This window comes from Sphingobium sp. TCM1 (genome assembly GCF_001650725.1).
Classification (GTDB): Bacteria; Pseudomonadota; Alphaproteobacteria; order Sphingomonadales; family Sphingomonadaceae; genus Sphingobium.
The window spans coordinates 241,508-266,051 of the sequence record NZ_LXVX01000038.1; the positions used below are offsets into that span (position 1 = coordinate 241,508).

Here is a 24,544-nt window from a genome sequence, read left to right on the forward strand (position 1 = left end):
CTTCCGTCACGCTACATTATTTACCGATGAATACCGGCGCACGCTTGCTCTTTACCGCATCCAGCCCTTCCTTGAAATCCTCCGTGCCCAGCAGGATCGCCTGGTTGAGGACGTTGGTGGACCATTCCGCCTCCATGGATGTCTCCAACCCGCGATGCAGCGCTTCCTTCACCTGTGCATAGGCGAGGGGAGCGATGGCGGCGAGTTCCAGCGCCAGTTCCCGGCCGCGATCGGCCAGCGCGTCGATCCCGACCAGTTCGGACGCCAGACCGATCCGCTCAGCCTCCAGCGCCTTGACTGGCAGGCCGCGCAGCACGATCTGTGTGGCACGGCCAAGGCCGACGAGCCGCGGCAACAGAAAGACGCCACCCAGCGGCGGCATGATGCCCAGTTTGATCCAGCTTTCCTGAAAGAAGGCATTGTCCGCCACAATGCGGAAGTCGCAGGCGAGCGACAATTCGCAGCCGACGGTGACAGCGGCCCCCTGCACCAACGCAACCGTGGGTTTTGGACAATGGTAGATGCGCTTGGCTGCGCCCTGGAAATGGGAGTAGATCTGCGCCTTGATCTGCGGCGCCGGGGTGCGGGTGAGTTCATCGAGAAAGGCAAAATCGGCGCCCGCGCAGAAATGTTTGCCCGCCGCTGCCAGTACGATCACAGACACGGCAGGGTCGGCAGTCAGCGCGTCCATGCCCCGACAGATTTCCTCCATAGTCTGCGGGCGCAGCGTATTGCCCTTTTCGGGCCGGTTAAGGGTCAGGGTCCCGATACGGTCGGCGACGGAAAGGGCGATATCCTCATATTGGCTCATACGGGCTCCTCTGATTTATGGATTTTGGCCATAACATAGTTATACAGGTTGGCCAGCCCACCTCGCCTCGCTGACGCCTTATCGCTGCTTGGTCGGGTCGATCATCGCGATGAAATTGGCGATCTGCTCCTCACCGCCATTGGGGCGCCAGCCGGACACGGCCATCGCGTCGCTGCCGGGGTCGCTCCCATGACGCATCCGCCCCTTATTGTCCTCCATCGCATCGACGATGAAGCGGGCGGCATCCTCGATCGACCAGATGGTGAAATCGCCCGCGAACAGTTCGCGCTGACGCTTCGCCATGGCTTCATAGGCAGGATATTCGACCGCGTGTGCGACACGGACCGTAACAGACTCCTTGTTGATACCGGTCTTGACCGCGCCGGGCAGGATTTCCAGAACGGAGATGCCGAACTGTTCCACCTCAGCCCGCAAGGTTTCGGTAAAGGCCATCATCGCGCCCTTGGTCGCGCGGTAGGGTGCGAGGAAGGGCATGGGATTATAGATCGACCCGGAATTGATGTTGCAGATCAATCCTTTGTGTCGTGCGCGCATGATCGGGATGGCACGCTGTGTCATGGCGACATGGCCGAGAAAATTGACTTCGAAATAGAGCCGCCATTCGTCGAGCGGGATATGTTCGATCGGAAGATTCTTGAGGCGGATGCCGGCATTGTTGACCAGCACGTCGAGATCATCTGGAAAGGCGAAATCGCCCGGCCGGGTTATGTCGAGCACCTGAACGTCGACCGCGCCGGGCAAACCATGCACCGCCTGCTCCACATCGGCGCGCTGCGCCTCTTCATAGATGAGCGCCAATGTCCTGTAGCCCCGCCGCGCGGATTCTGCAGCGATGCCAAGGCCGATGCCGCCGCCTGCGCCAGTCACCGCCATAGTGCCGTCGATCCTCATCCTCACCGCCCTTTCTTAAACAGGTTCCTGTTTCTGATATGGAAGAATGATCGGGAGAAAAAGGAGAAATCGACGAAGCGCATTCGTTACCATTCGCCTTCCCGCGCGACGGCCTCGCGCATCGGCGCGAGGCCGATGAAAAAGAGCAGCGCGGTGATCGGGCCAAGGACGCCGTAGGTCCAGGCCAGCGCGAGACCGATGCTCGCGTCGGTGGCGAATATATGCTGCGTCAGGAAACCGACCACCGCTGGCCCCAGGGTCATTCCGAACAGAGCCACGCTCATCAGATAGAGCGCAGATATCCGCCCGCGCAGGTGCGGCGGCGTCGCGACCTGCACGGCCGACGCGCCGATCGCGCCCATGTTCAGCGGGAAGATGATGATCAGCGATCCGGCGAAGAACAAGGTCGGGTTCGGCGCAAGATAGGTTGCAACACCGAACAGGCCCATTACGACGCCGCCCACGACATAATAGCGGAAATGCGCGTCCCGCTGGCCACGCGCGAACATCCAGTCGACGATGCGTCCGCCGATCAGCAGGGCCGCGACGCCCGTAACCAGACCGAAGGCGCCCAACGCATAGCCCGCCTGCTGCACGCTCCAGCCGAAGGAACGGATGAGGAAAGTCGGATTCCAGGCAAGCCGCGCATAGACGAGCCCCATGACCAGCGAGAAACCGAGAATCTGGCAGAAATAGAAGGCCTTGCGACTGGCCATGAAGCGGAACACGTCGCCCCATCCCGCGCCCACGCCGGCCGGTCGCGTGCGCTCAGGTTCATGGATGAAGATGGCCAGCGCCGCGAGGACGAAGCCTGGCAGCGCGGTGACAACAAAGGCGAACCGCCATGCCTCCAGCCGGCCAAGCAAGGGGACGGCAATGCCGTTGGCGGCCATGTGCAGGATATAGCCACCGATCGCCAGAGAGCCTTCCGCGCCAAGCAATGCGCCGATCATGAAGACTCCCAGCGCGAAGGTCAGACGCCGCTTGGGGAACAGGTCCGACAAGATGGAATAGGCGGCGGGCGCCAGAGCCGCCTCCCCCGCGCCCACGAAAATGCGGGCGATCAATATATGACTGTAGCTGGTGGCGAGACCCGACGCCATGGCGGCGCAGGACCAGATGAGGACGCCGCCCATGACGATCCAGCGGCGCGGATAGCGATCGACAGCCATGCCGAGCGGGAGGCCGCACAGAGCGTAAAGCACGGCGAAGGCGAACCCCTGTAGCAGGCTGACCTCGAAATCGCCGACGCCGAATTCCGCGCGGATGGGCTTGACCATCAGCGATATGATCTGCCGGTCAAGATAGGCCGTCGCAAAGAGCAACATGAGGATTATGGTGCTGGTCCAGGCGACGATCGGCCGGGGATAGCCGTGATCGTCCATGGGCGTGGCAGCATTTCCCACGCGATTTTCTGCCGTCACCGTACCGCTCATGACCTGCCCTCTCCTCGCCGGCCTTTTGCGGCCTGACCCCTATACGGTAGCGATTTGACGGCAATCCGAAAGCGATTTGTGCGCAATGGCGTAAAGGCGTGGTTTCAGTCGAGCGGAAACGGCTTCATCGTGCGGGTTTCGGGCGGAGTGATTTCATGGAGCCGGTCGAGATAGTAACGCAGATAGCCGTGCCAGCTTTGCGCTGCCGCCTCTCCGTCGCCCGCCTCGATATGGGCGATCATTTCCTCCTTAATGCGGATTGCGGTCAGGAAACGGCTTTCCTGGTCGGGATCGTGCGGCAGCGCGCGAGACAGGACGGATAGCTGCATGTCGGCAATCTCGCCGATCACCAGACACAGGAGCCGCAGCGATTCGCTGCCGCAATTGCGCACGAGCAACTCGCGAAAATCGCGGCCGCGCTGGTAGAAGCTCGGCCGGTCATGGACGATGAAACGCTGCGACGCGGCATTTTGTGCGAGTTGGGACAGTATCTCGCGGGTGCCATGGCGGGTGAAGGAGCGGACCGCGGCAGGTTCGATCGTCATGCGCGTCTCGAAAACTTCGGTGATCGTCGCATTGCGCATTTGCAGGAACACGCCCGCGAACAGGGCGATTCGGCTGGGATCGGGCGGAACGACCCGCGCGCCGCCCCGATTGCCGCGCTGGATTTCCAGCAATCCTTCCGATTGGAGGATGCGCAAGGCTTCGCGGCAGGACGGGCGCGACACGCCGAACCGCTCCATCAATTGATGTTCGGCCGGCAGCATCTGCCCCACGCCCCAGGTGCCGGCGGCAATTTCGCTGCGCAGCGTGGAGGCGATCTGGTCCGCGACGTTGCGCGAGGGAAGCAAGGAATAGTCGGCGGTCATGACCCTACTTCTAGGAAGGGCCGCCAGGCTTTGCCAGCCCGCACATTTATATCGCTATCGATTTGTGTCTATCCGATTGACAATTGTGCCGCGCTGTAGTTTCTCGACGGCATAAAAGACGAAGAAGACAGGATGGGAGAGAGATGATGAAGTGCGTATGTCGTGCTGCGTTCGGCGCAGCATCCATGATCGCCATGACGGCCGCGATGTCGGCCCAAGCCCAAACATCCGCCACGTCACAGGCAGACGTGCGATCCGATGGCTATACCGACATCATCGTCACCGCACAGCGGCGCGAGGAGCGTTTGGTAGACGTGCCCGCATCCATCGTAGCGATCAGCGGCGAGCAGCTGACCCGCGCCGGCGTCAACGGCATGGACGACCTCACGCGCCAGGCACCGGGCGTCATCATCAACAAGACCGGCGCATATCTGCAACCCACCGTGCGCGGCATCGGCGCCAGCGTGCAGGGTGGAGGCGCGGAATCGAATGTCGCCATATATGTCGATGGGGTCTATGTCGCCAGCCAGACCGGCGCGATGTTCGACCTGGCCAATCTGGAATCCGTGCAGATTTTGAAGGGGCCGCAGGGCACCCTGTTCGGGCGCAACGCCACTGGCGGCGCGATCCTCATCACGACGCGCGACCCCAGTCATGATCTGTCCGGCCAGATCAACGCCAGCTACGGGCGGTTCAACGAATATAAGTTGAGCGCTTATGTGACCACCGGGCTGACCGATACGCTGGCGGCGGATCTCTCCACTTATTATCGCAGTTCGGACGGGTTCGTGCGCGACCTTCGCACCAATGCGCTGCGCGGTGAGCAGTCGAGCCTGGACCTGCGGTCCAAATTGCTGTTCGAACCCAGCGACGACGTGAAGTTCGTCCTGTCAGGATCGCACAATGAAACCAATGATCCGGCTGGCCTCAACTATACCTCGCTCAACGGCAATACAGTAGGCCGCAACTTCCCCAATTCCCTGCCCGTCGCCACCGATCGCCGCCATGTCAGCCAGGAACTGCCGACCAGGATCGACACCAATACCGAGTCTGTGGCGCTCAACGGATCGATCAAATTCGACTTCGCAACGCTGAACCTGATCTCAGGCTATCGAACCGAAGAGGACTATATCGAGACAGACCTGGATTCGAGTTATGCGCCCGCATCCTATGCGACCTACGACCAGTTCAACGACAGCTTCAGCCAAGAAATCAATTTCACGTCGCCGCCCGGCGCCGATTTTTCGTGGGTCATAGGCGCCTTCTATTATTGGAACGCGGCGGGATCGAAGAGCTGGAACCTCAACGGCCGTCCTTTCTACAAGGCGCGCATCACCAGCGATTCCATTTCCGGCTTTGCTGACGGCACCTATGACCTGGGCAGAGTTTCGGTCATCGCGGGGGTGCGTTACAGCAGCGAAAAGCGCAGGTTCAAGCGCGGGCTGCCCGGCGCAGCCTATACGGTCGATACGTCCGCGACCTTCAATTCGTGGACGCCACGTTTCGGCCTGCGCTATGACGTGGGTGATCGGTCGAACATCTATGCGACCTTTTCCAAGGGCTTCAAGAGCGGCCTCTACAACATCTCGTCCCCATCGACCATTCCAGTGTTGCCGGAGAAGATCGACGCCTATGAAGTCGGTTTCAAAAGCGCGAGCCGGCTGCTCGATTTCAACGCGGCGGCGTATCTGTACAAATATAACGACATTCAGGTCACGGCCTATGACTATACGTCCGGGGTATCACGCCTGTTCAACGCGGCGAAAGCCGAGGTCTACGGGTTCGAACTGGATGCGGCCTGGCGCCCGTCCGCCAATTTCGATGCGCGCGCGGCGATCGCCTATACCCATGCCGAATTCACCCGCTTCCCTGGCGCACCGGCGTTCACGCCGTCCGCTACGCTTCTCAACGGTGCGCCTTGCCCTGATCGCAACTGCGGCAATGTGCAGAGCTTGGTCGACGCCAGCGGCAACCAGATGCTGCGCGCGCCCGAACTGACACTGAGCGCGGCGGCCAATTACCGCTTCCCGCTCGACAATGGCGGGGAGGTGGCGTTCGGCGTGCGCCCTTATTGGTCGAGCAAGATCAACTACAGTTTCCAGGAGCGCATCCGCCAGCCATCCTATTTCACGCTGGATGCCGACATCAGCTGGTCGCTGAACGAACAGGTCCGCCTGACGCTGTGGGGACGCAACCTGACCGACGCCACATACGCAAATTCGCGTTCGGAAAGTTCGGCCCGCGACGCCATCGCCTGGGCGCAGCCGATCTCCTACGGCATCGCAGGCAGCTATAAATTCTGACACCATGGCCCGCGCGCTCGCCTCACCAGGCGCGCGCGGGCGCTATTTTGAGGAGCCATGATGCATCCGCGCCTTCACGCCGCCACCGAACCGGCCCGACCTGCTGCCATATTGGCCGAAACCGGCGAAACGCTGACCTATGGCGCGCTGGAAACGGTCGGCAACCAGGGCGCCCATTATTTCCGCTCTCTTGGCATCGGCGCGGGCGACACGATCGCCATTTGGCTGCCCAATACACTGCGCTATTTCGAGATTTACTGGGCAGCGCAGCGTGCCGGCCTCTATATCACACCGATCTCCACCAAGCTGACGGCGGATGAAGCGGCCTATATCCTCAATGATTGTGAGGCGCGGTTGTTGGTTGCGGATGCGGGCATGGCTGCGCTCGACGATCTGCTGGCACAGCAACCTGGCCTGTGTCCGAAACTCGCGACCATCCTGACCGCCGACAGCGACAAGTCGGGGTTGAGCCATTGGCACGATGCCATCGCGCCTTTCCCGGGCACTCCGATCGCTGACGAGAGCGCGGGCTTCCATATGGTCTATTCATCCGGCACGACCGGACGGCCCAAGGGAATCCGCCTGCCGCTGACCGGCGGCCCGGCGACCGAGCCGCATATGCTCGCCGACCGACAGAAAAGCCGCTATGGCGTAGGGCCGAACACCGTCTTCCTCAGCCCCGCGCCAATCTATCACACGGCTCCCCTTGCCTTTTCCACCTCCGTCCAGCGGCTGGGCGGGACGGTCGTGATGCTGGGCAAGTTCACCCCCGAAGCCGCGCTCGAAGCGATCCAGACCTATCGCGTCACCTCCACCCAGATGGTGCCGACGATGTTCCTGCGCCTGTTGCGCGTGCCAGATGGGCAACGGCTGGGTTATGATTTGTCTTCCCTCACCCATGTCGTCCATGCCGCCGCCCCCTGCCCGGTCGACGTCAAGCAGGCGATGATCGACTGGCTGGGACCAATTATTTACGAATATTATGGCGGGTCGGAGGGCAATGGATCGACCTTCATCACGTCGCAGGAATGGCTACGCAAGAAAGGATCGGTCGGCCGGGCGGATTGGGGGACCATCCATATCTGCGACGAGGCAGGCCATGAACTGCCCACCGGCGAGCAGGGGATCGTCTATTTCGAGGGCGGCTGGGACTTCAAATATCTCAACGACGAACAGAAGACGGCCGATGCGCGCAATCCGCTCCACGCCGACTGGTCCACGCTGGGCGATGTCGGCTATCTCGACGCCGACGGCTATCTGTTCCTGACTGATCGCAAGAGCTTCATGATCATTTCGGGCGGGGTGAACATCTATCCGCAGGAAGCGGAGAATATATTGAGCTTCCATCCCAAGGTTGCCGACGTCGCGGTAATCGGCGTACCCGACGTGGACATGGGCGAGGCGGTGAAAGCGGTGGTCCAGCCGCGCGACTGGACGGAAGCCGGCGATGCTCTGGCCGAAGAGCTTATCGCTTATTGCCGCGCCAGATTGAGTGCGATCAAATGCCCGCGATCAGTGGATTTCGAGCGCGAACTGCCGCGGCACGAGACCGGCAAGCTCTACAAGCGCGAGATTCGCGACCGCTACTGGCAAACGAACGACAAGCGTATCGCCTGATGTACGTTCAGGCGCCCGCGCGCACCGCCTGGTCCCAAGCCAGTTCCGCCAGTGCCGGAAAAGCGTCGGCGCGGCTCTTCGCGTCCGCATTGGCCGCGGTACCGCGCAGATAGCGTCCCTTTATGCCATGGATGATCGCAGCGAAGCGGAAGAAGTTGAATGCCATGGCGAAATCATAGCCTGGCAAGGAGTCCCGGCCGCTGTTGCGGCAATAGGCGGCGAGATATTCCTCTTCGCTGGGGATGTTGAGCGCCTTGAGGTCCGCGCCTGCCAAGCCCGGCACGATCAGCGGCGGCATCCGGTACATCATCGCATGATAGGCAAAATCGGCAAGCGGATGACCGAGCGTCGAAAGCTCCCAGTCCAGCACGGCGGTGATGCGCGGCTCGCTGGGGTGAAAGATCATATTGTCGGAGCGGAAATCCCCATGGACGACCGAAACCTCCTCCCCTACCGGGATGGCGGTGGGGAGCCATTCGATCAGCCGGTCCATATGCGGATTCCGGCCCGCTTCCTCGTCCGCCAGATATTGCTTCGACCACCGGGCGATCTGCCGTTCGAAGTAGCTGCCGGGACGACCATAATCCTCCAGCCCAACGGCCTTGTAATCGACCTTGTGAAGGGCGGCGATGGTGGCGTTCATCGCCGCAAAATAGGCGGGGCGCTCCTCACGATCGACATCGGGGAAGGTCGCATCCCACATGATGCGTCCCTCCACCATCTCCATGATGAAGAACCAAGTGCCGATGACGCTGTCGTCAGTGCACAGACCATAGACATGGGCGACGGGAAAATCGGCCTTTTCGAGCGCCGCGAGGACGCGCGCCTCGCGATCGACCGCATGGGCGCCCTTGACCAGTTGGCCGGGCGGCTTGCGGCGCATGACATAACTGCGCCCGGGCGTGATCAGCTTGTAGGTCGGGTTGGACTGGCCGCCCTTGAACTGCTCTACGATGAGCGGCCCCTGATAGCCTGCCACATGGTCCTGCATCCACGCCGCGAGCGCCGCTTCGTCGAAGCGATGCTGTTCGCGGACGGCGCTCGTGCCCTTCTGGTCCTCGAAGCTCATCGTACCTCCATTGCAGGTGCCGTTTCCAGATCGCCGCCCTGGGCATGTTTCCAATCGCGCTTGATCTTCTTGGCCAGGCTCCATTTATGCACTTCGGTAGGGCCATCATAGATCCGGAAGGCGCGAACCTCTCGGTAGAAGGCTTCCACCATCGTGTCTCGGGTGACGCCGGTGCCGCCCAGCACCTGCACGCAGCGGTCAGCGACGCGACTGAGCGCTTCAGACACGGCGACCTTGGTCATCGAGCTTTCCACGGTGCCCAGGCTTCCGGTGTCCAGCACATCGGCGCACCAGTCGATCATCAGTTCCGACTGCTTGAGGTCGATCATATTCTCCGCCAGCATGAAGCCGACACCTTCATGGTCGATCAACTGCTTGGAAAACGCCTTGCGCCGGTTGGCATAATCTACCGCGATCTCGTGCGCGCGTGTCGCGACGCCATGCCAGCGCATACAATGCGAAAGGCGCGCGGGGCTGAGGCGAACCTGCGCATATTTGAAGCCTTCGCCCGGCTCCCCCAGCATCTGGTCGGCGGGGATGCGCAGATTGTCGATCTCGATTTCCGCATGGCCGCCGGGCATGGCATCGTCGATCGTGTCGAGCACGCGCACCGTCCTGATCGCCGGGTCGGGCAGATCGACCATGAACATGCAGGCGCCACCATCGGCGGTTCCGCCCTGCGCCCTGGCCATGATGATACCAACACCTGCGCCATCAGCGCCGGTGATGAACTTCTTGCACCCGTTCACGACCCAGTGGTTCCCGTCTAGGCGGCAGGTCGTCTTCATCATCGAGGGGTCCGATCCTGCGCCGTCCTCGCTCGCCGGTTCCGTCATGAAAAAGGCCGAACGCATCCTGCCTTCGACCAGGGGCTTGAGGAAGCGCGCCTTAAGTTCGGGACTGCCGACCTTGCCCAGCAGGTACATATTGCCCTCGTCGGGCGCAGTGGTGTTGCAAGCGAGCGGGCCAAGAATCGACAGGCCCGACTTGCGCAGGACCAGCGCGGTCTCCCGCTGGGTCAGATGGCTACCATCGGGCAGGATGTGGGGCGTGAGCACGCCCGCCTCGCGCGCCAGGCCCTTCAGTTCATCCACCAGTTCGTCCGACGGACCATGGCTGTTGCGGCGCGTGTCGCTTTCATAAGGAACAACGACATTCCTGACGAATTTTTCGACTCGCGCGGCGATCTCCATCGCACGCTGCGAATATTGTTCCTTGGCTTCCACGGTCGCCATATCATTCTCCCTCGAAACGATTTTCCGGGCGTCAGCCCGCTATACGGGCCTTTGCCGCCGCATATTGTGCGGCGAGCTTTTCCACCAGCTTGGCCGCGGGCACGACCGCGTCGACCGCGCCGATACCCTGGCCGCAGCCCCAAATGTCGCGCCAGGCTTTCTTGCCGTCGGACAGATCGGCGAAGTTCATCTTCGACGGGTCGGACTCGGGCAGGTTGTCGGGGTCAAGCCCGGCCAGCAGGATGGACGGCTTGAGATAATTGCCGTGGATACCGGTGAAGAGATTGGAATAGACGATATCCTCGCCGGAACTGTCGACAATCATCTGTTTGTAGGCGGGGTCCGCATTGGCCTCCTCCGTCGCGATGAAGGCCGAGCCCATATAGGCAAGATCGGCGCCCATCGCCTGGGCCGCCAATATCGCATCGCCAGTCGCGATTGATCCGGACAGGGCGAGCGGACCGTCCCACCAACTGCGGATTTCCTGGATCAAGGCGAAGGGCGAGAGCGTGCCGGCATGGCCGCCCGCCCCGGACGCAACGGCGACCAGCGCGTCGGCACCCTTTTCCACCGCCTTCTTCGCAAAGCCATTATCGATGACATCGTGGAACACGATACCGCCATAGCTGTGGATCGCCTCGAACACGTCGGTGCGCGCGCCGAGCGAGGTGATGACCATCGGCACCTTATATTTAACGCAGAGCGCCAGATCCTCCTCCAGCCGGGGATTGGTGCTGTGGACGATCAGATTGACGGCAAAAGGGGCGTCCTTATCCGTCAACTCGCTGCTGAGCTTCTGCAACCATTGTTCGAATGTGCCGGAAGGGCGCGCGTTGAGCGAAGGGAAGGAGCCGACCACGCCCGCGCGACATTGCGCGATCACCAGGTCCGGCTGCGAAATGATGAATAGCGGCGACGCGATTACCGGGATGGACAGGCGATCCTTGAACAGGGCGGGCATCGACATGGTGGCGGGTCTTTCAGTTGGATGGTGGACGTCGCGCGATCAGACGCGGCCGGTGACGGGCAGGCTGGCGCCAGTGATCGCGGAAGCGGCATCGGACAGTAGGAAGGCGACGACCTGCGCGAGTTCGAGCGGCGTCACCCATTTGCCAGCGTCAGCATCCCCCATGTCGGCGCGGTTGGCGGGCGTGTCCATGATCGAAGGCAGCACTGCGTTGACCCGAATGCCCTGCCCCTTATGCTCCTCGGCGAGCGCTTCGGTGAGGCGGGCGACGCCGGACTTGCTCGCGGTATATGCGCCCATGCCCATGGCGGCCCTTGCCGTGGCGGCCGCCCCCACATGGACGATGGCGCCTCCCGCCGGCATCAGCGGCACGGCGGCGCGGGCAGCATTCAGTGCGGTACGGACATTAATACGGTAGAGGAAATCCCAACTGTCCGGGCTGCCTTCCATCACCGTTTCCCAACGGAAACCGCCGGCGATGCTGGCAAGGCCGGCTATGCCGGATGACAGCGCGGGATGGGCGAACGCAGCGTGGGTCGCTTGCGTATCGGTCAAGTCGACGCCGCCGATGAAGATGCCAGGAAAATCGGCGGCGCTATCGGCCAGGTCGAGCCCGACGACGGAGAGGCCCTGATTGGCCAGATGCGCGGCCACGGCCGCTCCCAATATGCCCGCTGCCCCCGTGACGACGATCGGCTTGCTCATGATCCCATTCCTTCAATTGTCGATGGTCCCGCGGCCGCCGCCGACCGGGATGGTGACGCCCGACAACCAAGCGCCTGCTCGCGACGACAGGTAGATCACGGCGCCGCCAATATCCTCTGCCGTGCCTATCCGCGCTCCGAGGGGCGAAGCGGCAGCAGCCATATCCGCTTCATTGTCGAAATCGGCGACCGACGCGGTCATCTTCGAAGGGAAGAAGCCCGGTGCGATCGTGTTCACGCTGACATGCTCTCCCGCGAGAAACTTGCCCATATGGCGGCCCATGTGGATGAGGCCCGCCTTGGTCGCCGAATAAGGATAGCTTTCCCAGAGCGGCACCTGCATCCCGTCGATCGACGCGATGTTGATGACGCGCGCGGGATCCTCCGCCGTACCGGCGGCCCGCAGGGCGGGCAACAGCGCCTTGGTGATCTCGAAAGGGGCGAGCAGGTTGAGTTGGAGCACCTTTTCGAAGCCGGCGCGGGGAAACTGGTCAAGCGGCGCACCCCAGGTCGTGCCCGCATTATTGACGAGAATGTGCAGCGGGCCGGCCGCATTCACGACATCCGCCACCTTGGTCACGCCCGCTTCGCTGCCAACGTCAGCGGCGATGGCAGTCACGTCGCCAAAGGCGCGCAAGCGGTCGGCGGCGGCCTCTATATCCTTCTCCTTGCGCGAGCAGATGAAGACCTTGCAACCTGCCTGCGCCAGCGCAGTGGCGATCATATAGCCGATGCCGCCCGATCCGCCCGTGACGAGGGCGGTTTTGCCGCTGATGTCGAAAAGCCTTGCAATGTCCATATTTCAGCCTTTCGCCCTGCTCCTGAGTCTGCACGCCTTGGACCAACATAGATATATAGGTCAACTATGTTTGAACAGGCCGAAGCGTCAAGGCGCGACAATTGCCTGCAATTCGGATTCCAGCCAGCCGCGGATGCCGGGACTAAGTTCGCCGGTCAACGGGTCAAGCGGGAATACCGACCGGTAAAGGAAGAGGCCGGCCGTCACCAACAGCAGCCGGGCAGCCCGGTCCTCCGCATCGCTGGTGCCGAACCATTGGGCAAGCGGGGCGGCGAGCTTTGTGCGTACCAGCCTTTCGGTGATCGCACGCGCGCCCTGATCCGAGGTCGAGAGCATCATCATGTTGAGCGGATGGCCGCCGCTCTCGTCGCGCTCGATCAGCCGTTCCAGCAAGGCATGGCCGAAATTCTCGCGCGGTACGCCCGTCAGCACACGATGGTCGAACACCGATTCCAGTGCGGCTTCGAACAGTCCCTCCTTAGACCCGAAATAGCGGCTGACGAGACCCGGACTGACATCGGCACGGCGGGCGATGTCGCGCACGCCGGTTTCGCCGAAGCCATGGCGGGAAAAAATCTGCCGCGCCGCGAGCAGGATACGTTCGCGGGTCGCTTCCGCATCTCGTTTTTTGTCTGCCATCGCGGGCGATGATGTCAGGGCAAGGCGCAATTGACAAGCCATGTATACCACTGTTTACTTATGCGAGAGTCCCGAATCGAACGTGGACCATCGTCATGCGCCAGGAGAGAATTGCCATGAATCTGGAAGCCCCCGACGTCAGCCTGCACATCGGCCACGAAAGCCTTTCGTCCGGTTCGGGCGGAACCCATGACCATATCAGCCCTGTCACCGGCGCCGTGCAGAAGAGCATCCCGCTGGCCGGCCCGGCGGAAATCGAACGCGCCGTCGCCAAGGCCGAATCGGTCCGCGAACAATGGCGCCGCACCCGGCCGGAAGAGCGGCGCGCCATCCTCAACCGGCTGGCCGACCTGATCGAGGCGAATGCGCAGGAATTCGGCAAGATGGCGGCGCTGGATGGCGGCACGCCGCTGATGATGGGCACCGGCAGCGTCGGCACAGCGGTCGCCTGGACCCGCTATTATGCGGGCTGGTGCGACAAGCTGTCGGGCGAAATGATCTCCACGCTCGATACGCGCGGCGAATTTTCCTACACCGTTCCCGAACCGATCGGCATCGTAGGCATCATCATCACCTGGAACGGGCCGCTGATCTCGCTGGGGATGAAGGTCGGCCCGGCGCTGGCGGCGGGCAATTGCGTGATCGTCAAGCCGGCCGAACTGACGCCCTTCGCGCCCGAACTGTTCGCGCGGCTGGCACAGGAAGCAGGCGTGCCCGACGGCGTGCTGTCGATCCTGCCGGGCACGGCGGAGGCGGGTGAAGCGCTGGTGCGGCATTCCAAGGTCGGTCTCATCACCTTCACCGGGGGGCCGACCACTGCGCGCAAGATCATGTCGGCCTGCGCCGACCGGATCAAGCCGTCGATCATGGAACTGGGCGGGAAGTCGGCCAGCCTTCTGTTCCCGGACGCGGACGTGGACGCGGCCTGCGAACGGGCTATCTTCTGGACGATCGGCATATTGGCCGGCCAGGGCTGCGCGCTGCCGACGCGCTTGCTGGTCCATGCCGATATCTATGACGCCGTGCTCGAAAAGCTGACGGCGATCGCCAGCCGCTACAAGGTCGGCAATCCGTTCGAGGAAGGAACGCAGGTCGGCCCGCTGATCAACGCCGCGGCGGTCGAGCGGGTGCTGGGCATGTTCGACCGGGTGCGGTCGAAAGGATCGGGCCGTTTCCTCATGGGCGGCGCTCGTTGCGGCGGGGATCTCGCCAAGGGCAATTATGTCGAACCGACGATCATCGCCGATGCCGACCCGGACAGCGAGATTGCGCAGGTCGAGATTTTCGGACCGGCGCTGGTCGTCATGAAGTTCCATGACGAGGACGAGGCGGTCGCCATCGCCAACAACAGCGAATATGGGCTGGCGGCCTATATCCAGTCCAATGACCTGAAACGCGTGCATCGGCTGGCCGAACGGCTTCATGCGGGCGGCGTCTATGTCAACGGCGCGACCCAGATCAACGCCCACACGCCCTTTGGCGGCATCGGCATTTCCGGATTCGGCAAAGAAGGCGGGAAGGCCGGGATCGACGAATTCCTGCACTACAAGACCGTCACCATCGCCTGAAATCCAGCCTGAGCAGGAAGACCCGACATGACATTTTCGATCGAACACTATCGGCTGGACGGCAAGGTGGCGATCGTCACCGGCGCCGGGGGCCGAGGCAATAACATCGGCCGCGCCTATGCGACGGGGCTGGCGGCGGCCGGGGCGGCCGTGGTTGTCGCCGACATCAATGGCGAGGGCGCCCATCTGGTCGCCGACGAGATCGTCGCGGCGGGCGGCAAGGCGATCGCCGTTCAGGTGGACATCACCGATCTTGCAGCCGTCGCTGCCATGGTCGCGGCGGCACAGGCGGAATTCGGGGGCGTCGACATATTGGTGAATAATGCTGCGCTGATGGTGGAATCGGTCGGCACCCCGCTGCTCGACATGCCGGTGGACGCGTGGCGACGGCTGATGGAGGTCAACTTGCAGGGCGCGGTCAATTGCTGCCGCGCCGCCCTGCCCCTTCTTGAAAAAAGCGGGAACGGGCGCATCGTCAACCAGTTGTCGGCCGGCGCCTTTCCGGCGCAGACCGCCTATGGCGTCAGCAAGGTCGCGATGCTGGGACTGACCACGACGCTGGCGACCGAGCTTGGCCCCAAGGGCATCGCGGTCAACGCCATTGCGCCGGGCATGACCCAGAGCGACGCGGGCAAGATGCTGACCCCGGACGAAGGGCCGCTGGTAGACATGATGAAGATGCGTATCCCGCTGCGGATGAAGGGCCAGCCCGACGAACTGGTCGGCGCGCTGCTGCTGCTCTGTTCGCCCGCAGGGGCGTGGATCACCGGGCAGACGATCAATATCGATGGCGGATGGGTGCTGCGCAACTGAAGCGGAGAAGCGGCTTAAGGTGACAAAGGCACCGCAAGACGCCCAGGCCGCTGTCACCTTATGGCGCTTTTGATGCAGGCAGCGGCGGCGCGTCCCGGATCGCCGCCGCCACCAGATGGCGCGCGACGCCCGGCTCCAGCGTGAAGGCTCCGCCGCGCGTGATGCGGATGGTCGTATGCCCGTCGAGCGCGCGGGTCATGGCGACGTCGAACATCCGGGCGCGGCCAATGTCGAGCGCCTGATCCCAGGCTGCGGCAAAACTGTCCGCGCCTGGGCGCGCGCGCAGCCGATAGGCGCTGGCCCGCGTCATGCCGACGGCGCGCGCCGCCTGTCCCACTGAACCGAGCGCGCCAAGCGCGTCGATGAAACGCTGCTGCGTGCGCCGCGTCCAGCCATCATGCCGCTGCCGGGCGAGCGGCACGGGCGTGAATGGAATGATGATCTGGGGCGAGTCGGGGACTGTCATCCGACAGTTTGAAGCAAATGAAATCCTACATTGGAAGCGTTTTGTTGGCGCGGCGATTTGGATGCCGCGGCGGGGATAGGTGGGACACGGAATGGCGGTTTCGCACGATGTTTCCCGGGAAAGGGACATGAAAATCCCGTCACCCCAGCGACCCGAAGGGCGGCCGAAGGCCAACGCTGAGGTTTCGTGCGGCGGGGCGCAGCAGTTCAACATGGCGCTTGCCCAAGCGTAGCGCGCCATCGCCTGAGAGCCCAGCGTTCCCAGGACCACCTTTGTTGTAACTTGCTGGAGATAGCAATCTGAGGGAGGACGCACCAGTGCGTTGAAGGATCGGTGCAGCATGCGCTAGACCGTCAGCCAACCCATAGTTGTTTCAATTGCGAATTGATGACTTGACTAAAATGGAACGTCGTTTCATCTATAATAAACTCGAAATTTCGCTTTTTACTACAACAACTTCAGTAAATAAATTTAACGATAATCAAATGAATTCTTTATATCTCTCACTTTTAAGAATATCTGCATACGATGCGTGACGTTCTATTTCTTTTTCGGTTGCATAGGGATTTGAGAGGAAATGACAAAACGCCGAGAGAATGTTGAGTGATTGATCCGCCATCTCCATAAATAGGAATTGGCCAGATTCATTCACTTCTAGAAACACCCATTCATGATCGTGATTGACTATGAAATCGAAAGCTCCGAATTTTAGATCAAGTTTGTCCATAAATTTCTTGCAGAAGGCATAAACGCTATCCGGAATTTCAGTTGCTTCCATATCAACTGTTCCATGTCGATAGTTACGCCAATCCACCAAGGGATTTTTCGTAGCTGATGAATTGATCCTCAGTGAGAAGCAATATGGTCCAAATATAAGAATCCTAACCTCAAAACTCTTTTCAACATAATCCTGAAATATTCCGATCGTGTTCTTCTGAACGGTATCGGATGGGAGGTCATTGACATCTATTTTCGTAGTTTCATAGGCGACCGAGCGGCCATCGATCCATTCTCCTATTCCCCTGAAAGGTTTATAGATGGCATTGGGATGACGGTGAAGAAAATCACGAATCTCTCGCGGATCGTTTGTCACGAGAGTATTCGGTACTTTATGACCCAAGCCAATGGCGACACTCAATTGAAGCAATTTTGAACTCGCGGCTTCTTGGGCCTTTATCGGGTTAATCCACAAGCCTGATTGCGCCAAGAACGGCCACAAAGCATTTCCAAATGAAGCCCATTCGGCGCGAGCGAAACTTTCATCGCTTGGATGCAGAATACCCTCCGCCAGCATGGGATTTCGGCGGCGCCGGTTCCAAACCACGTCAAAGCTGCCCTCTATCGATCCCCCCTCCTGGGAGGAGAACGAGGTTCTACTGCCCCGCATGCCGTCGATCCGGATGGTTGCTGTGCACAAGGACGGCACTTCCGCACCGCGAAGGAGAGAAAAATTATGCCCAGCCTGCTGAAGGGCGGCTGCGACGCACGCCGCGTGAAGATCATTTCTTTGAGTCAATATCAGAATTTGATTCATGATCGACCTCAGCATGTAAAAAATCTTTTGTGGAAACCTCTGATAGGAGGCCATTTTCCAAGCGAAAAATGCGTTGTGCAGAAATGATCGTGCTCGGTCGATGCGCTACGATTACCCGAGTTATGCCCAAGCGCTCGATTGATTCGTTGACCAGCTTCTCGGTTTCTTGATCTAAATGAGCAGTGCCCTCGTCAATAAATAAGACGGAAGGGTTTCTGTACAAAGATCGTGCTAGGATCACCCGCGCCTTTTGCCCGCCTGAAAGGGCCGTGCCCATGTCTCCCACGAAACTTTCGTAGCGCATTGGCATGGTCATAATCAGTTCGTGAATGATAGCGGCCTTGGCAGCATCCTTCACCCGCTCCATGTCGATCTGCTCATCGAAGAACGCAATGTTCTCAGCAATCGTGCCGGTATAAAGTACATCATCCTGCGCGACATAGCTTACGGACGCGCGCCAAGCCGAAAGGGACCGGGGGGACAAGGTTGACCCATCTGTCCAAATTTCCCCTGAAGCCGGAGGAAGAAGACCCGCCATGATCTTCAACAGCGTCGTTTTTCCTGCCCCCGAGGCTCCGATGATTGCCACCGTCTCCCCCTTCTTGATCTCCATTGTCGTCCCACGCAGGACCTCTCCTTCGCCCGCACCATAGGCGTAATGGATGTCTTTCAGCCGAATATTGCCTTCATATCTGGCGTGTTCAACACCCTCTTGCGAAATCTCTGGTTCTGAGAGCAAGATATCGGCCAAACGCTCCAAGTGAAGGTCAACTAGTTTCAGGTCGAAGCAGACATCCGTAAACCTAACCATGCTTTGAAAAAATATCTGTTGATACGATAGGGTAACGAACAGGACACCTATCGACCTTTGTCCGAGTATTGCCTCATATGCTATTCCTAATACACAGATAGCACCAATTAAATCTGAAAATGTTCTGCTGAACGTTTGACGAAATGCATTTAGACGACCAAGCAAAATTCCTCGATTTACGGTCGATATTTTCAAGTTCTTCCATTTTCTATACCTGCCAATTTCGTTGCCATGCGCTTTAATAGCCGAGAATCCTCTTATCGTTTCCAAGATCATGCTTTGATCGATGGCTTGAGCGATAATCCCCTCTTGAGTCGCACGACGAATTCTAACGTAAAGTAGAATCTGTATAGAAATATAAATTGCCAACATAGCCGCAATAAAAATGAATGCCTTAATTGATAAGGCAAGAAGGGCTATGAGACATAAGAAAGCGGTAAGTCCATCGACGACGAAAGTTACAGATGTTCTCATCAATATATCCGCTATGGAATTAGCGGAACTAAAGCGAGAGATGATATCTCCTGCGTAGCGCTTTTCGAACCAGGAGAGTGGCAAGGAAAACATATGCCTCACCACCTTGGTGGACATCTCCAAGCTGACCACATGCGTTAAATCGGATATGGTCTTTGCTCTTAGAAAAAACAGGACAGACGATATCAAAATCAGCAAACAAATTGCAGCGGAAAGATAGAGAAATGTATTTATGACGCCGGATGGTATAACGCTGTCGATAATTATCGAAAATATTACTGGTACAGAAAGTATAAATAATTGAAAAAATACGGACAGTAGCAGGACCTGTAGGGATGGAGATGTAAAAATATCACCAAATCGGATGATTTCCCAGAATCTTACCTTCTCGACATCCTTCTTTCTCGTAAATTCAGGGGACGGTGTAATTTCGATCGCAATACCAGTGAAATGGCGAGAAAAATCGCTTTCAGAAAGGATGGAGCGTCCAACGGCTGGGTCATTGATGATGTATCGCCGGGCTTTCCCCTGCTCAATATGACATAGGACAACAAAATGTTTGGAATCCCAGTGAATTATCGCGGGAAGTCTAATTTCCTGCAACTGGTCAAGTTCAACCCTCAGCGGACGCGAATCCAGCTTAAGATCGGAAGCAATGCGGATCAGGCTGAGCAGGTTCAGCCCTCTCAACGAGACGCTATGAAGACGCCGGAGAGACGCCATGTCCATTTGGTGGCCATAATATGACGCCATCATCGCCAAACAGGCTAGGCCGCATTCGGTAACTTCCGCCTGCAAAATGACTGGCGGTTGCCGAGGCGCAGAAATTCCAAGCATTCAGGAGGAGGCCTTCAAAAACTTATCCAAGATAGTACTAAATAAACTCTTTCTGTCGGAGAATATTGTAACATTTCCGGTTATTCCGGCATGGAACTTATTGTATTTTCGCAAGATATTTCTAGAATTCTCGGATAGCTTAATAGTACAAATCAGGCTGTTCTGATCGGCACTAAGAGGCGAAAACGGAAGATCGTCGCGAGGAATCATATTACTTAAACTCAAAACGGTTCCTCTTATCGGTATATATCGCGTCCTTTTAAGTGAATCTATGCGTATATTAACGGAATTTCCTTCCATTACTATTCCTTTTGCCGTAGGAGGCAAAAATGTTCTTATATATAGTTCATTATTGTCTTGACCAATAACAGCTATTACAGATCCAGAGTCGATTGTTTCTCCAACATTATGAATTGCTTGCAATACAACTCCAGATGATGGGGAAGTTATCTTGCTATGCCTCTCATAACTTCCAAGAATTTCGCGATTGTTGAGGTCAGAAATTTGCCGGGAAATCTCTGCTGTCGAAATCGAGGTATCGACTTGTGCTTGATCGAGCTTGATCGAAAGTTGCTCCAGTTCAGCTTTGCGATCGGATAATTCTGAGCTAATCGAAAGTCGGTTTTGCTGCTGCTGTAGTAACTCGGAACGCCTTCTCTCCAGTTCCGTTTTTGTGACAAATCCTCGTTCTGTCAGGCCCTCAAATCTCTTCAACGACGATGAAAGGACTGATATCAGTTCATCCTGAAGGGCGATTTTTTTTGATAGTAAGGGTATTGCAGCTTCGATCTGTTCGATCTGCGAGCGAATCTCTTCGCGCTGTAATTGCGATTTCTGCTGAGTTTCGTTCTCGATCCGTTGATATAGAGCGCGTTGCACGCCGATCGTATGCTCCAGGTCATGCCCGGCCCCGGGAGTGGTCAGGATATGGTCGATCTCAGCTATGACCTCGCCCTTCTGAACGCGCTGGCCAGTCCTAACGCGCATACTCGATATTTGACCGGATTTGATTGTCTTGATGGGGGTCTCGGTGCTCATTGCATCAATGTAGGCGTCAGCCTGGATGGTGTTTGGGACGTCCAACATCAATGCAATTGCTGCTGCCAGAAGAGCGACCCCGCAAACGGCCAGCGTGCCCCTCCAACTTCCGGCACTTGTGACGACCAAAGGTTGGCCGGAATAACCGTCGGCGCGAGCGGCTACATACTCGTCTCTATAGAGGGATCGCATGCCGATATTCAGCACCCTGGCGGTAGCTGAGCGGCATACTGGCTCAGCGAACCAAGGCCTGCCTTTGACCGTATCTCGTCAACCGTACCGGGTGACTCAAGCGGGGCGACGACGTATTTGCCTGCCCGACACAAAAATTGTGTCCCGTATCGCTGCTTACCGGTCAGAGCAAGCTGAACTCTGTCAAAAAGAAGGGCGTATAAGCGCTCGGGGAACTCGCCAATTTTGACATTCTTCTCGATGTCCAGCAGCTTTTTATATTGATACTCTATGTCGCTGGAATGCTGGACAACAAGGAATGCATTCTTGACGGCATCAAAACCAAATTCACTTTGCTTGGGAAAGCCTACCCTTTTTATCAAATCATCCAATTCTGTTCTATTTTTTGCATCTCTCTTATCAATCTCAAGAAAGAGCTTCGTCCTAATGAGTTTGACCTGTTTCGGCGTGAGTCCCGTTTCCGCCGAGAGATCTCCTTTTCCAAACAGGTTTCGGAGGATTTGCTCCGGAGCTACAAGTCTGTCCAAATAACTATCCGTCTTTAATTTCCGATCTGCTGGAAAGGTTGCCTCCAATCCTTCAACCGCATCCATGTATCCCTTAAAATACAGATTAATGACTGAGTTATCAGACTGTAACTCTGCCCAACTCGGGTATATGTCGTAAATCCTGTCTGCGTACATCAAGCGAACGCATTCGCTATCCGCATAACAACCGGGTTTCAAATCAGTAACCGAAATATCAGACGACCTTAATGATCTTATGGCATTTTCAGTCGCGATCTTCTTGCGCTCTTCAAGTTCGCGCTTAATCCTTAAAGGGTCTGAATTGTAAAAATGCTCCATGAAGCAAAAGTTTTCTTCGCAATCGGATGACCTTGATGGTGTGTCGACGGCGGCAAGACCTTCGTTTCCCATTGATAGAACTGCTATCGCAATCCATAGGCGTATTCTGGATACCATGGTCATCCGGTCCGATTGGAGGAATAAGAGAGGGTTCACGACTGCTCGTCGTGAACCCTCCGAATGATTAGGGCTGCGCCCAATCGTCACATTGGTCGCCAGGGGAGAGGATTGTAGAGCAGGTTGCCCCACCGGCAATCTCGCAGAGCTCATTAAAATCCAGTTCCCTTGCCGTTCGCGTGGCGAGGGTCCGCTCTGCCTGTTCGGACGACGCTTCTTTGGGTTCGATGTCGGGTTTCATCTAGCAACTCCTCATCTGACCGCCGCCTAGAATGCGGCAAGAGGAGCTTATGCAAATGATCGCTCCGGTCAATTCGAAAAAACCTAGATCGCACTTCGTTATATTTTGGCTAAGTAATTGTGATAGTGGCAGGAAGAAGCGATTCTTCAGGGGCTGGATCATCGCTGATTCCCACGCACAGGCTTCGAGCTTTCGCAGTCCCGTTGGTCGAAACTCGGCTGGCCTTCTTCGTCATCTATCGGCTGGACTCGGGAATGTAATGATCGCTACCGCAGTGTCGTGTCTGTCACCGCCTAAATTCGAGTGCGCGAAAAACCTAGGCGAACTGATCGATTGCACGACAAGCTCGGACAAAGGTTCCATGTCTCCGCTTGGCGTATAGCGAAGCCATCGGGTGCACGCTCCCCAATAGCGTCGTAGCGGGCGGTCAACTTCGCGGCTTATCAGCAAACGCTCCACTGGCTAACGCCCTACCTTGATCGTGCATCGCACCGGCTCCTTCGCCTTTTCCGCTGCCATCTCGCACACGGCGATTGCGTCACGGTTCGTCTGACGCATATCGGCGGCGTCAATGATGGCCTGCCAACCTTCCGGGTTTCCAGCTCGCATCATGCGAATGCCCGCATCCCATAGCGTCGGCTCGCCCATCGTTCGGCGCGCGACCCGTTCGGGCCAGAGCCAGCTTTGCGGGCCGATGTTCGCTGCCCATCCCGGATGGACCAGCCACAGGAGCGATATGGTGAGGATTGTGCCGCCGATGGCATAGAGGATATGCCACCGCTGTTCCTGCCTAGTGCGAACCTTGCCGATAACCCTGTTCATGGCGGCAATTGTCTGCCGGTTAAGCTCCCGCAATTCCTTAAGGGCGATCCTGTCGGCCTCGCGCGCCGCTTCCGCCGCCGCCGCGATCCGTTCGGCCATGCTCTCCGGCGTAATCCGCAACGCCTCCGATTGCTCGACCGCCTTTATGCGCTTGGCGAGGTCGGCCAACGTGGCATTGATCCGGCCAAGCGTCGGGTTGTAGTCGGGAACCTCGATGCTCTGCTTCTCGACGGCGATATGCTCAAGGGCGCGGGCGATAACCGCCAAGCGCCCATCAAGCCGCCCGTCCATCGTCTCCACGCGCGCCACCAGGTGCGCGAACACCTCTGCCGCCGTTCCGGCCTGCGAGCGGATTCCGGCTCGTTGGGCAGGCTATGGTCGTCCATGATCTACTCTCCTCGTCTAGCGTTCCATGCCGCGGCTGATGTCGCGGCCATGATCGAAGGGGATGGAAGCGGCGAGGTCGCGGCCGATGCTGCGGCCGAGACCCTCGCCGATCTCAAGGCCAAGCTCGCGGCTGCGTAGCCCCAGCACGGATTCAAGCTGGGCGTCGCGCTCAAGGCTCTTTGCCATGTCCGCCATGTGCTGCGCGGTGGTTTTCGCAGCCCGGAAATTGCCGTCGCGCACCAGTTTCCCATGGGCGCGATGCAATTGCTGCCAGCCCTCTATGAAGCGGTCGGCACGCTGGAACGGGTCGATGCGGATTTCCGCTTCCAGTTGCATTGCCCGCATGGCTGCCTGGCTGCCTGGCTGCGCCCGTCTCGCGCGCCATGTCGGCGGCGTCTACGATGGCTTGCCAATCTTCCGGGTTGCCGGCCTGCATCAGGCGAATGCCCGCTTCCCACGGCGATGGCTCCCCCATCGTGCGGGCCGCGACCCGTTCGGGCCAGTGCCAGCTTTGGGGTGCAAGGCTCGCCGCCCATCCCGGATAGGCCAGCCAGAGGACAGAGACGGCCAACGCCGTGCCTATGCCGGTATAGACCAAGTGCCGGCGTTGCCGGTCCTTGGTGCGGACAGCACCGATGGCCCGCGCCTGGTCGGCATGGGCCTCGCGCAGAAGCGCCTGCGCCTGCTTGATGGATGCCTTGTCTGTTTCGCGTACTGCTTCCGCCGCTACTATGATCCGTTCCGCCATGCTCTCCGGGGTCATGCTGAGCGCTTCGGACTGCGAAAACGCCTTCATATGCCTGGCGAACTCGGCCATGGCGGCGTTGATCTTGGTGAGCGTGGGATTGTAGTCGGGAACCTCGATGCTCTGCCTCTCGACGGCGATATGCTCAAGCGCGCGGGCGATCACCGCCAGACGCCCGTCAAGCCGCTGCTCCAGCGCCTCCACACGCGCCGCCAGGTGCGCGAACGCCTCCGCCGCCGTGCCGGTCGGCGGTTGGGGTTCCGGCCCGTTCAACAGGGATTGTTCGTCCATAT

General features: G+C 58.9%; 23 protein-coding genes. 4 read left to right on the top strand and 19 right to left on the bottom strand.

The genetic code is table 11. The annotated features are described in order from the left end of the window. Positions 1–16: 16 nt before the first annotated feature. The 4 genes from A7Q26_RS20425 to A7Q26_RS20440 all read right to left on the bottom strand — a co-directional run bounded on the left by A7Q26_RS20425 (position 17) and on the right by A7Q26_RS20440 (position 4,028). Positions 17–811: an enoyl-CoA hydratase/isomerase family protein gene (locus A7Q26_RS20425; RefSeq protein WP_066863664.1), complete on the bottom strand. Its 795-nt coding sequence runs from the start codon at positions 809–811 to the stop codon at positions 17–19. A 78-nt stretch (positions 812–889) separates the two neighbouring features. Beyond that, the gene (locus A7Q26_RS20430; RefSeq protein WP_084439241.1) at positions 890–1,723 is read right to left on the bottom strand and encodes an SDR family NAD(P)-dependent oxidoreductase; all 834 of its coding nucleotides are present in this window, start codon (positions 1,721–1,723) and stop codon (positions 890–892) included. An 86-nt stretch (positions 1,724–1,809) separates the two neighbouring features. Beyond that, on the bottom strand, positions 1,810–3,159 hold the full coding sequence (locus A7Q26_RS20435) for an MFS transporter (protein WP_066863670.1): 1,350 nt from the start codon (positions 3,157–3,159) through the stop codon (positions 1,810–1,812). Between the two features lie 104 nt (positions 3,160–3,263). Continuing rightward, positions 3,264–4,028: a FadR/GntR family transcriptional regulator gene (locus tag A7Q26_RS20440; protein WP_066863673.1), complete on the bottom strand. Its 765-nt coding sequence runs from the start codon at positions 4,026–4,028 to the stop codon at positions 3,264–3,266. 185 nt (positions 4,029–4,213) lie between these two features. Here A7Q26_RS20440 and A7Q26_RS20445 point away from each other — a divergent pair, with 185 nt between their 5' ends. Both A7Q26_RS20445 and A7Q26_RS20450 read left to right on the top strand, forming a co-directional pair. Beyond that, positions 4,214–6,331, top strand: coding sequence for a TonB-dependent receptor (locus tag A7Q26_RS20445; RefSeq protein ID WP_066863676.1), 2,118 nt, complete (start codon positions 4,214–4,216; stop codon positions 6,329–6,331). Between the two features lie 57 nt (positions 6,332–6,388). Continuing rightward, on the top strand, positions 6,389–7,948 hold the full coding sequence (locus A7Q26_RS20450) for an acyl-CoA synthetase (protein WP_066863677.1): 1,560 nt from the start codon (positions 6,389–6,391) through the stop codon (positions 7,946–7,948). Positions 7,949–7,955: 7 nt separating this feature from the next. On the opposite strand, the gene A7Q26_RS20455 is transcribed toward A7Q26_RS20450, so the two are convergent. The 6 genes from A7Q26_RS20455 to A7Q26_RS20480 all read right to left on the bottom strand — a co-directional run bounded on the left by A7Q26_RS20455 (position 7,956) and on the right by A7Q26_RS20480 (position 13,361). Next, positions 7,956–9,017 (bottom strand): phosphotransferase, encoded by a 1,062-nt coding sequence (locus tag A7Q26_RS20455; protein WP_066863681.1) that lies wholly within the window; start codon positions 9,015–9,017, stop codon positions 7,956–7,958. Further along, positions 9,014–10,252 (bottom strand): acyl-CoA dehydrogenase family protein, encoded by a 1,239-nt coding sequence (locus A7Q26_RS20460; RefSeq protein WP_066863684.1) that lies wholly within the window; start codon positions 10,250–10,252, stop codon positions 9,014–9,016. The genes A7Q26_RS20455 and A7Q26_RS20460 overlap by 4 nt, the downstream gene beginning before the upstream one ends. A gap of 31 nt (positions 10,253–10,283) precedes the next feature. Further along, entirely contained in the window at positions 10,284–11,219 is a 936-nt protein-coding gene (locus A7Q26_RS20465; protein ID WP_066863687.1) for an NAD(P)H-dependent flavin oxidoreductase, read from the bottom strand. Positions 11,220–11,258: 39 nt separating this feature from the next. Beyond that, the gene (locus A7Q26_RS20470) at positions 11,259–11,924 is read right to left on the bottom strand and encodes an SDR family oxidoreductase (protein WP_066863692.1); all 666 of its coding nucleotides are present in this window, start codon (positions 11,922–11,924) and stop codon (positions 11,259–11,261) included. Positions 11,925–11,936: 12 nt separating this feature from the next. Beyond that, positions 11,937–12,722, bottom strand: coding sequence for an SDR family NAD(P)-dependent oxidoreductase (locus tag A7Q26_RS20475; protein WP_066863695.1), 786 nt, complete (start codon positions 12,720–12,722; stop codon positions 11,937–11,939). Between the two features lie 87 nt (positions 12,723–12,809). Further along, complete coding sequence (locus tag A7Q26_RS20480) at positions 12,810–13,361, bottom strand: TetR/AcrR family transcriptional regulator (RefSeq protein WP_198163007.1); 552 nt, start codon at positions 13,359–13,361, stop codon at positions 12,810–12,812. 116 nt (positions 13,362–13,477) lie between these two features. Here A7Q26_RS20480 and A7Q26_RS20485 point away from each other — a divergent pair, with 116 nt between their 5' ends. Continuing rightward, entirely contained in the window at positions 13,478–14,929 is a 1,452-nt protein-coding gene (locus A7Q26_RS20485; RefSeq protein ID WP_066863699.1) for an aldehyde dehydrogenase family protein, read from the top strand. A gap of 27 nt (positions 14,930–14,956) precedes the next feature. Continuing rightward, the gene (locus A7Q26_RS20490; RefSeq protein WP_066863701.1) at positions 14,957–15,742 is read left to right on the top strand and encodes an SDR family oxidoreductase; all 786 of its coding nucleotides are present in this window, start codon (positions 14,957–14,959) and stop codon (positions 15,740–15,742) included. A gap of 58 nt (positions 15,743–15,800) precedes the next feature. On the opposite strand, the gene A7Q26_RS20495 is transcribed toward A7Q26_RS20490, so the two are convergent. The 9 genes from A7Q26_RS20495 to A7Q26_RS26080 form a co-directional block, all read right to left on the bottom strand. Then, positions 15,801–16,208, bottom strand: a complete 408-nt coding sequence (locus tag A7Q26_RS20495; protein WP_066863706.1) for a hypothetical protein — start codon at positions 16,206–16,208, stop codon at positions 15,801–15,803. A gap of 481 nt (positions 16,209–16,689) precedes the next feature. Beyond that, positions 16,690–17,742 carry a hypothetical protein gene (locus A7Q26_RS25395; protein WP_198163008.1) on the bottom strand — a complete coding sequence of 351 codons (1,053 nt, stop codon included), beginning with the start codon at positions 17,740–17,742 and terminating at the stop codon, positions 16,690–16,692. After that, positions 17,708–19,864 carry a peptidase domain-containing ABC transporter gene (locus A7Q26_RS20500; protein ID WP_084439243.1) on the bottom strand — a complete coding sequence of 719 codons (2,157 nt, stop codon included), beginning with the start codon at positions 19,862–19,864 and terminating at the stop codon, positions 17,708–17,710. Before A7Q26_RS20500 ends, A7Q26_RS25395 begins: the two co-directional genes overlap by 35 nt. After that, positions 19,865–21,094: an HlyD family secretion protein gene (locus tag A7Q26_RS24905; protein WP_084439244.1), complete on the bottom strand. Its 1,230-nt coding sequence runs from the start codon at positions 21,092–21,094 to the stop codon at positions 19,865–19,867. Between the two features lie 8 nt (positions 21,095–21,102). Continuing rightward, positions 21,103–22,011, bottom strand: coding sequence for a DUF6624 domain-containing protein (locus A7Q26_RS20505; RefSeq protein ID WP_198163009.1), 909 nt, complete (start codon positions 22,009–22,011; stop codon positions 21,103–21,105). Between the two features lie 112 nt (positions 22,012–22,123). After that, the gene (locus A7Q26_RS25400) at positions 22,124–22,297 is read right to left on the bottom strand and encodes a hypothetical protein (protein WP_157102644.1); all 174 of its coding nucleotides are present in this window, start codon (positions 22,295–22,297) and stop codon (positions 22,124–22,126) included. A gap of 462 nt (positions 22,298–22,759) precedes the next feature. Beyond that, complete coding sequence (locus A7Q26_RS20510) at positions 22,760–23,443, bottom strand: DUF6118 family protein (RefSeq protein WP_232313881.1); 684 nt, start codon at positions 23,441–23,443, stop codon at positions 22,760–22,762. A 78-nt stretch (positions 23,444–23,521) separates the two neighbouring features. Beyond that, positions 23,522–23,692 (bottom strand): hypothetical protein, encoded by a 171-nt coding sequence (locus tag A7Q26_RS26260; protein WP_332308782.1) that lies wholly within the window; start codon positions 23,690–23,692, stop codon positions 23,522–23,524. Then, positions 23,676–24,542, bottom strand: a complete 867-nt coding sequence (locus A7Q26_RS26080; RefSeq protein WP_066863720.1) for a DUF6118 family protein — start codon at positions 24,540–24,542, stop codon at positions 23,676–23,678. Before A7Q26_RS26080 ends, A7Q26_RS26260 begins: the two co-directional genes overlap by 17 nt. Positions 24,543–24,544: the final 2 nt, after the last annotated feature.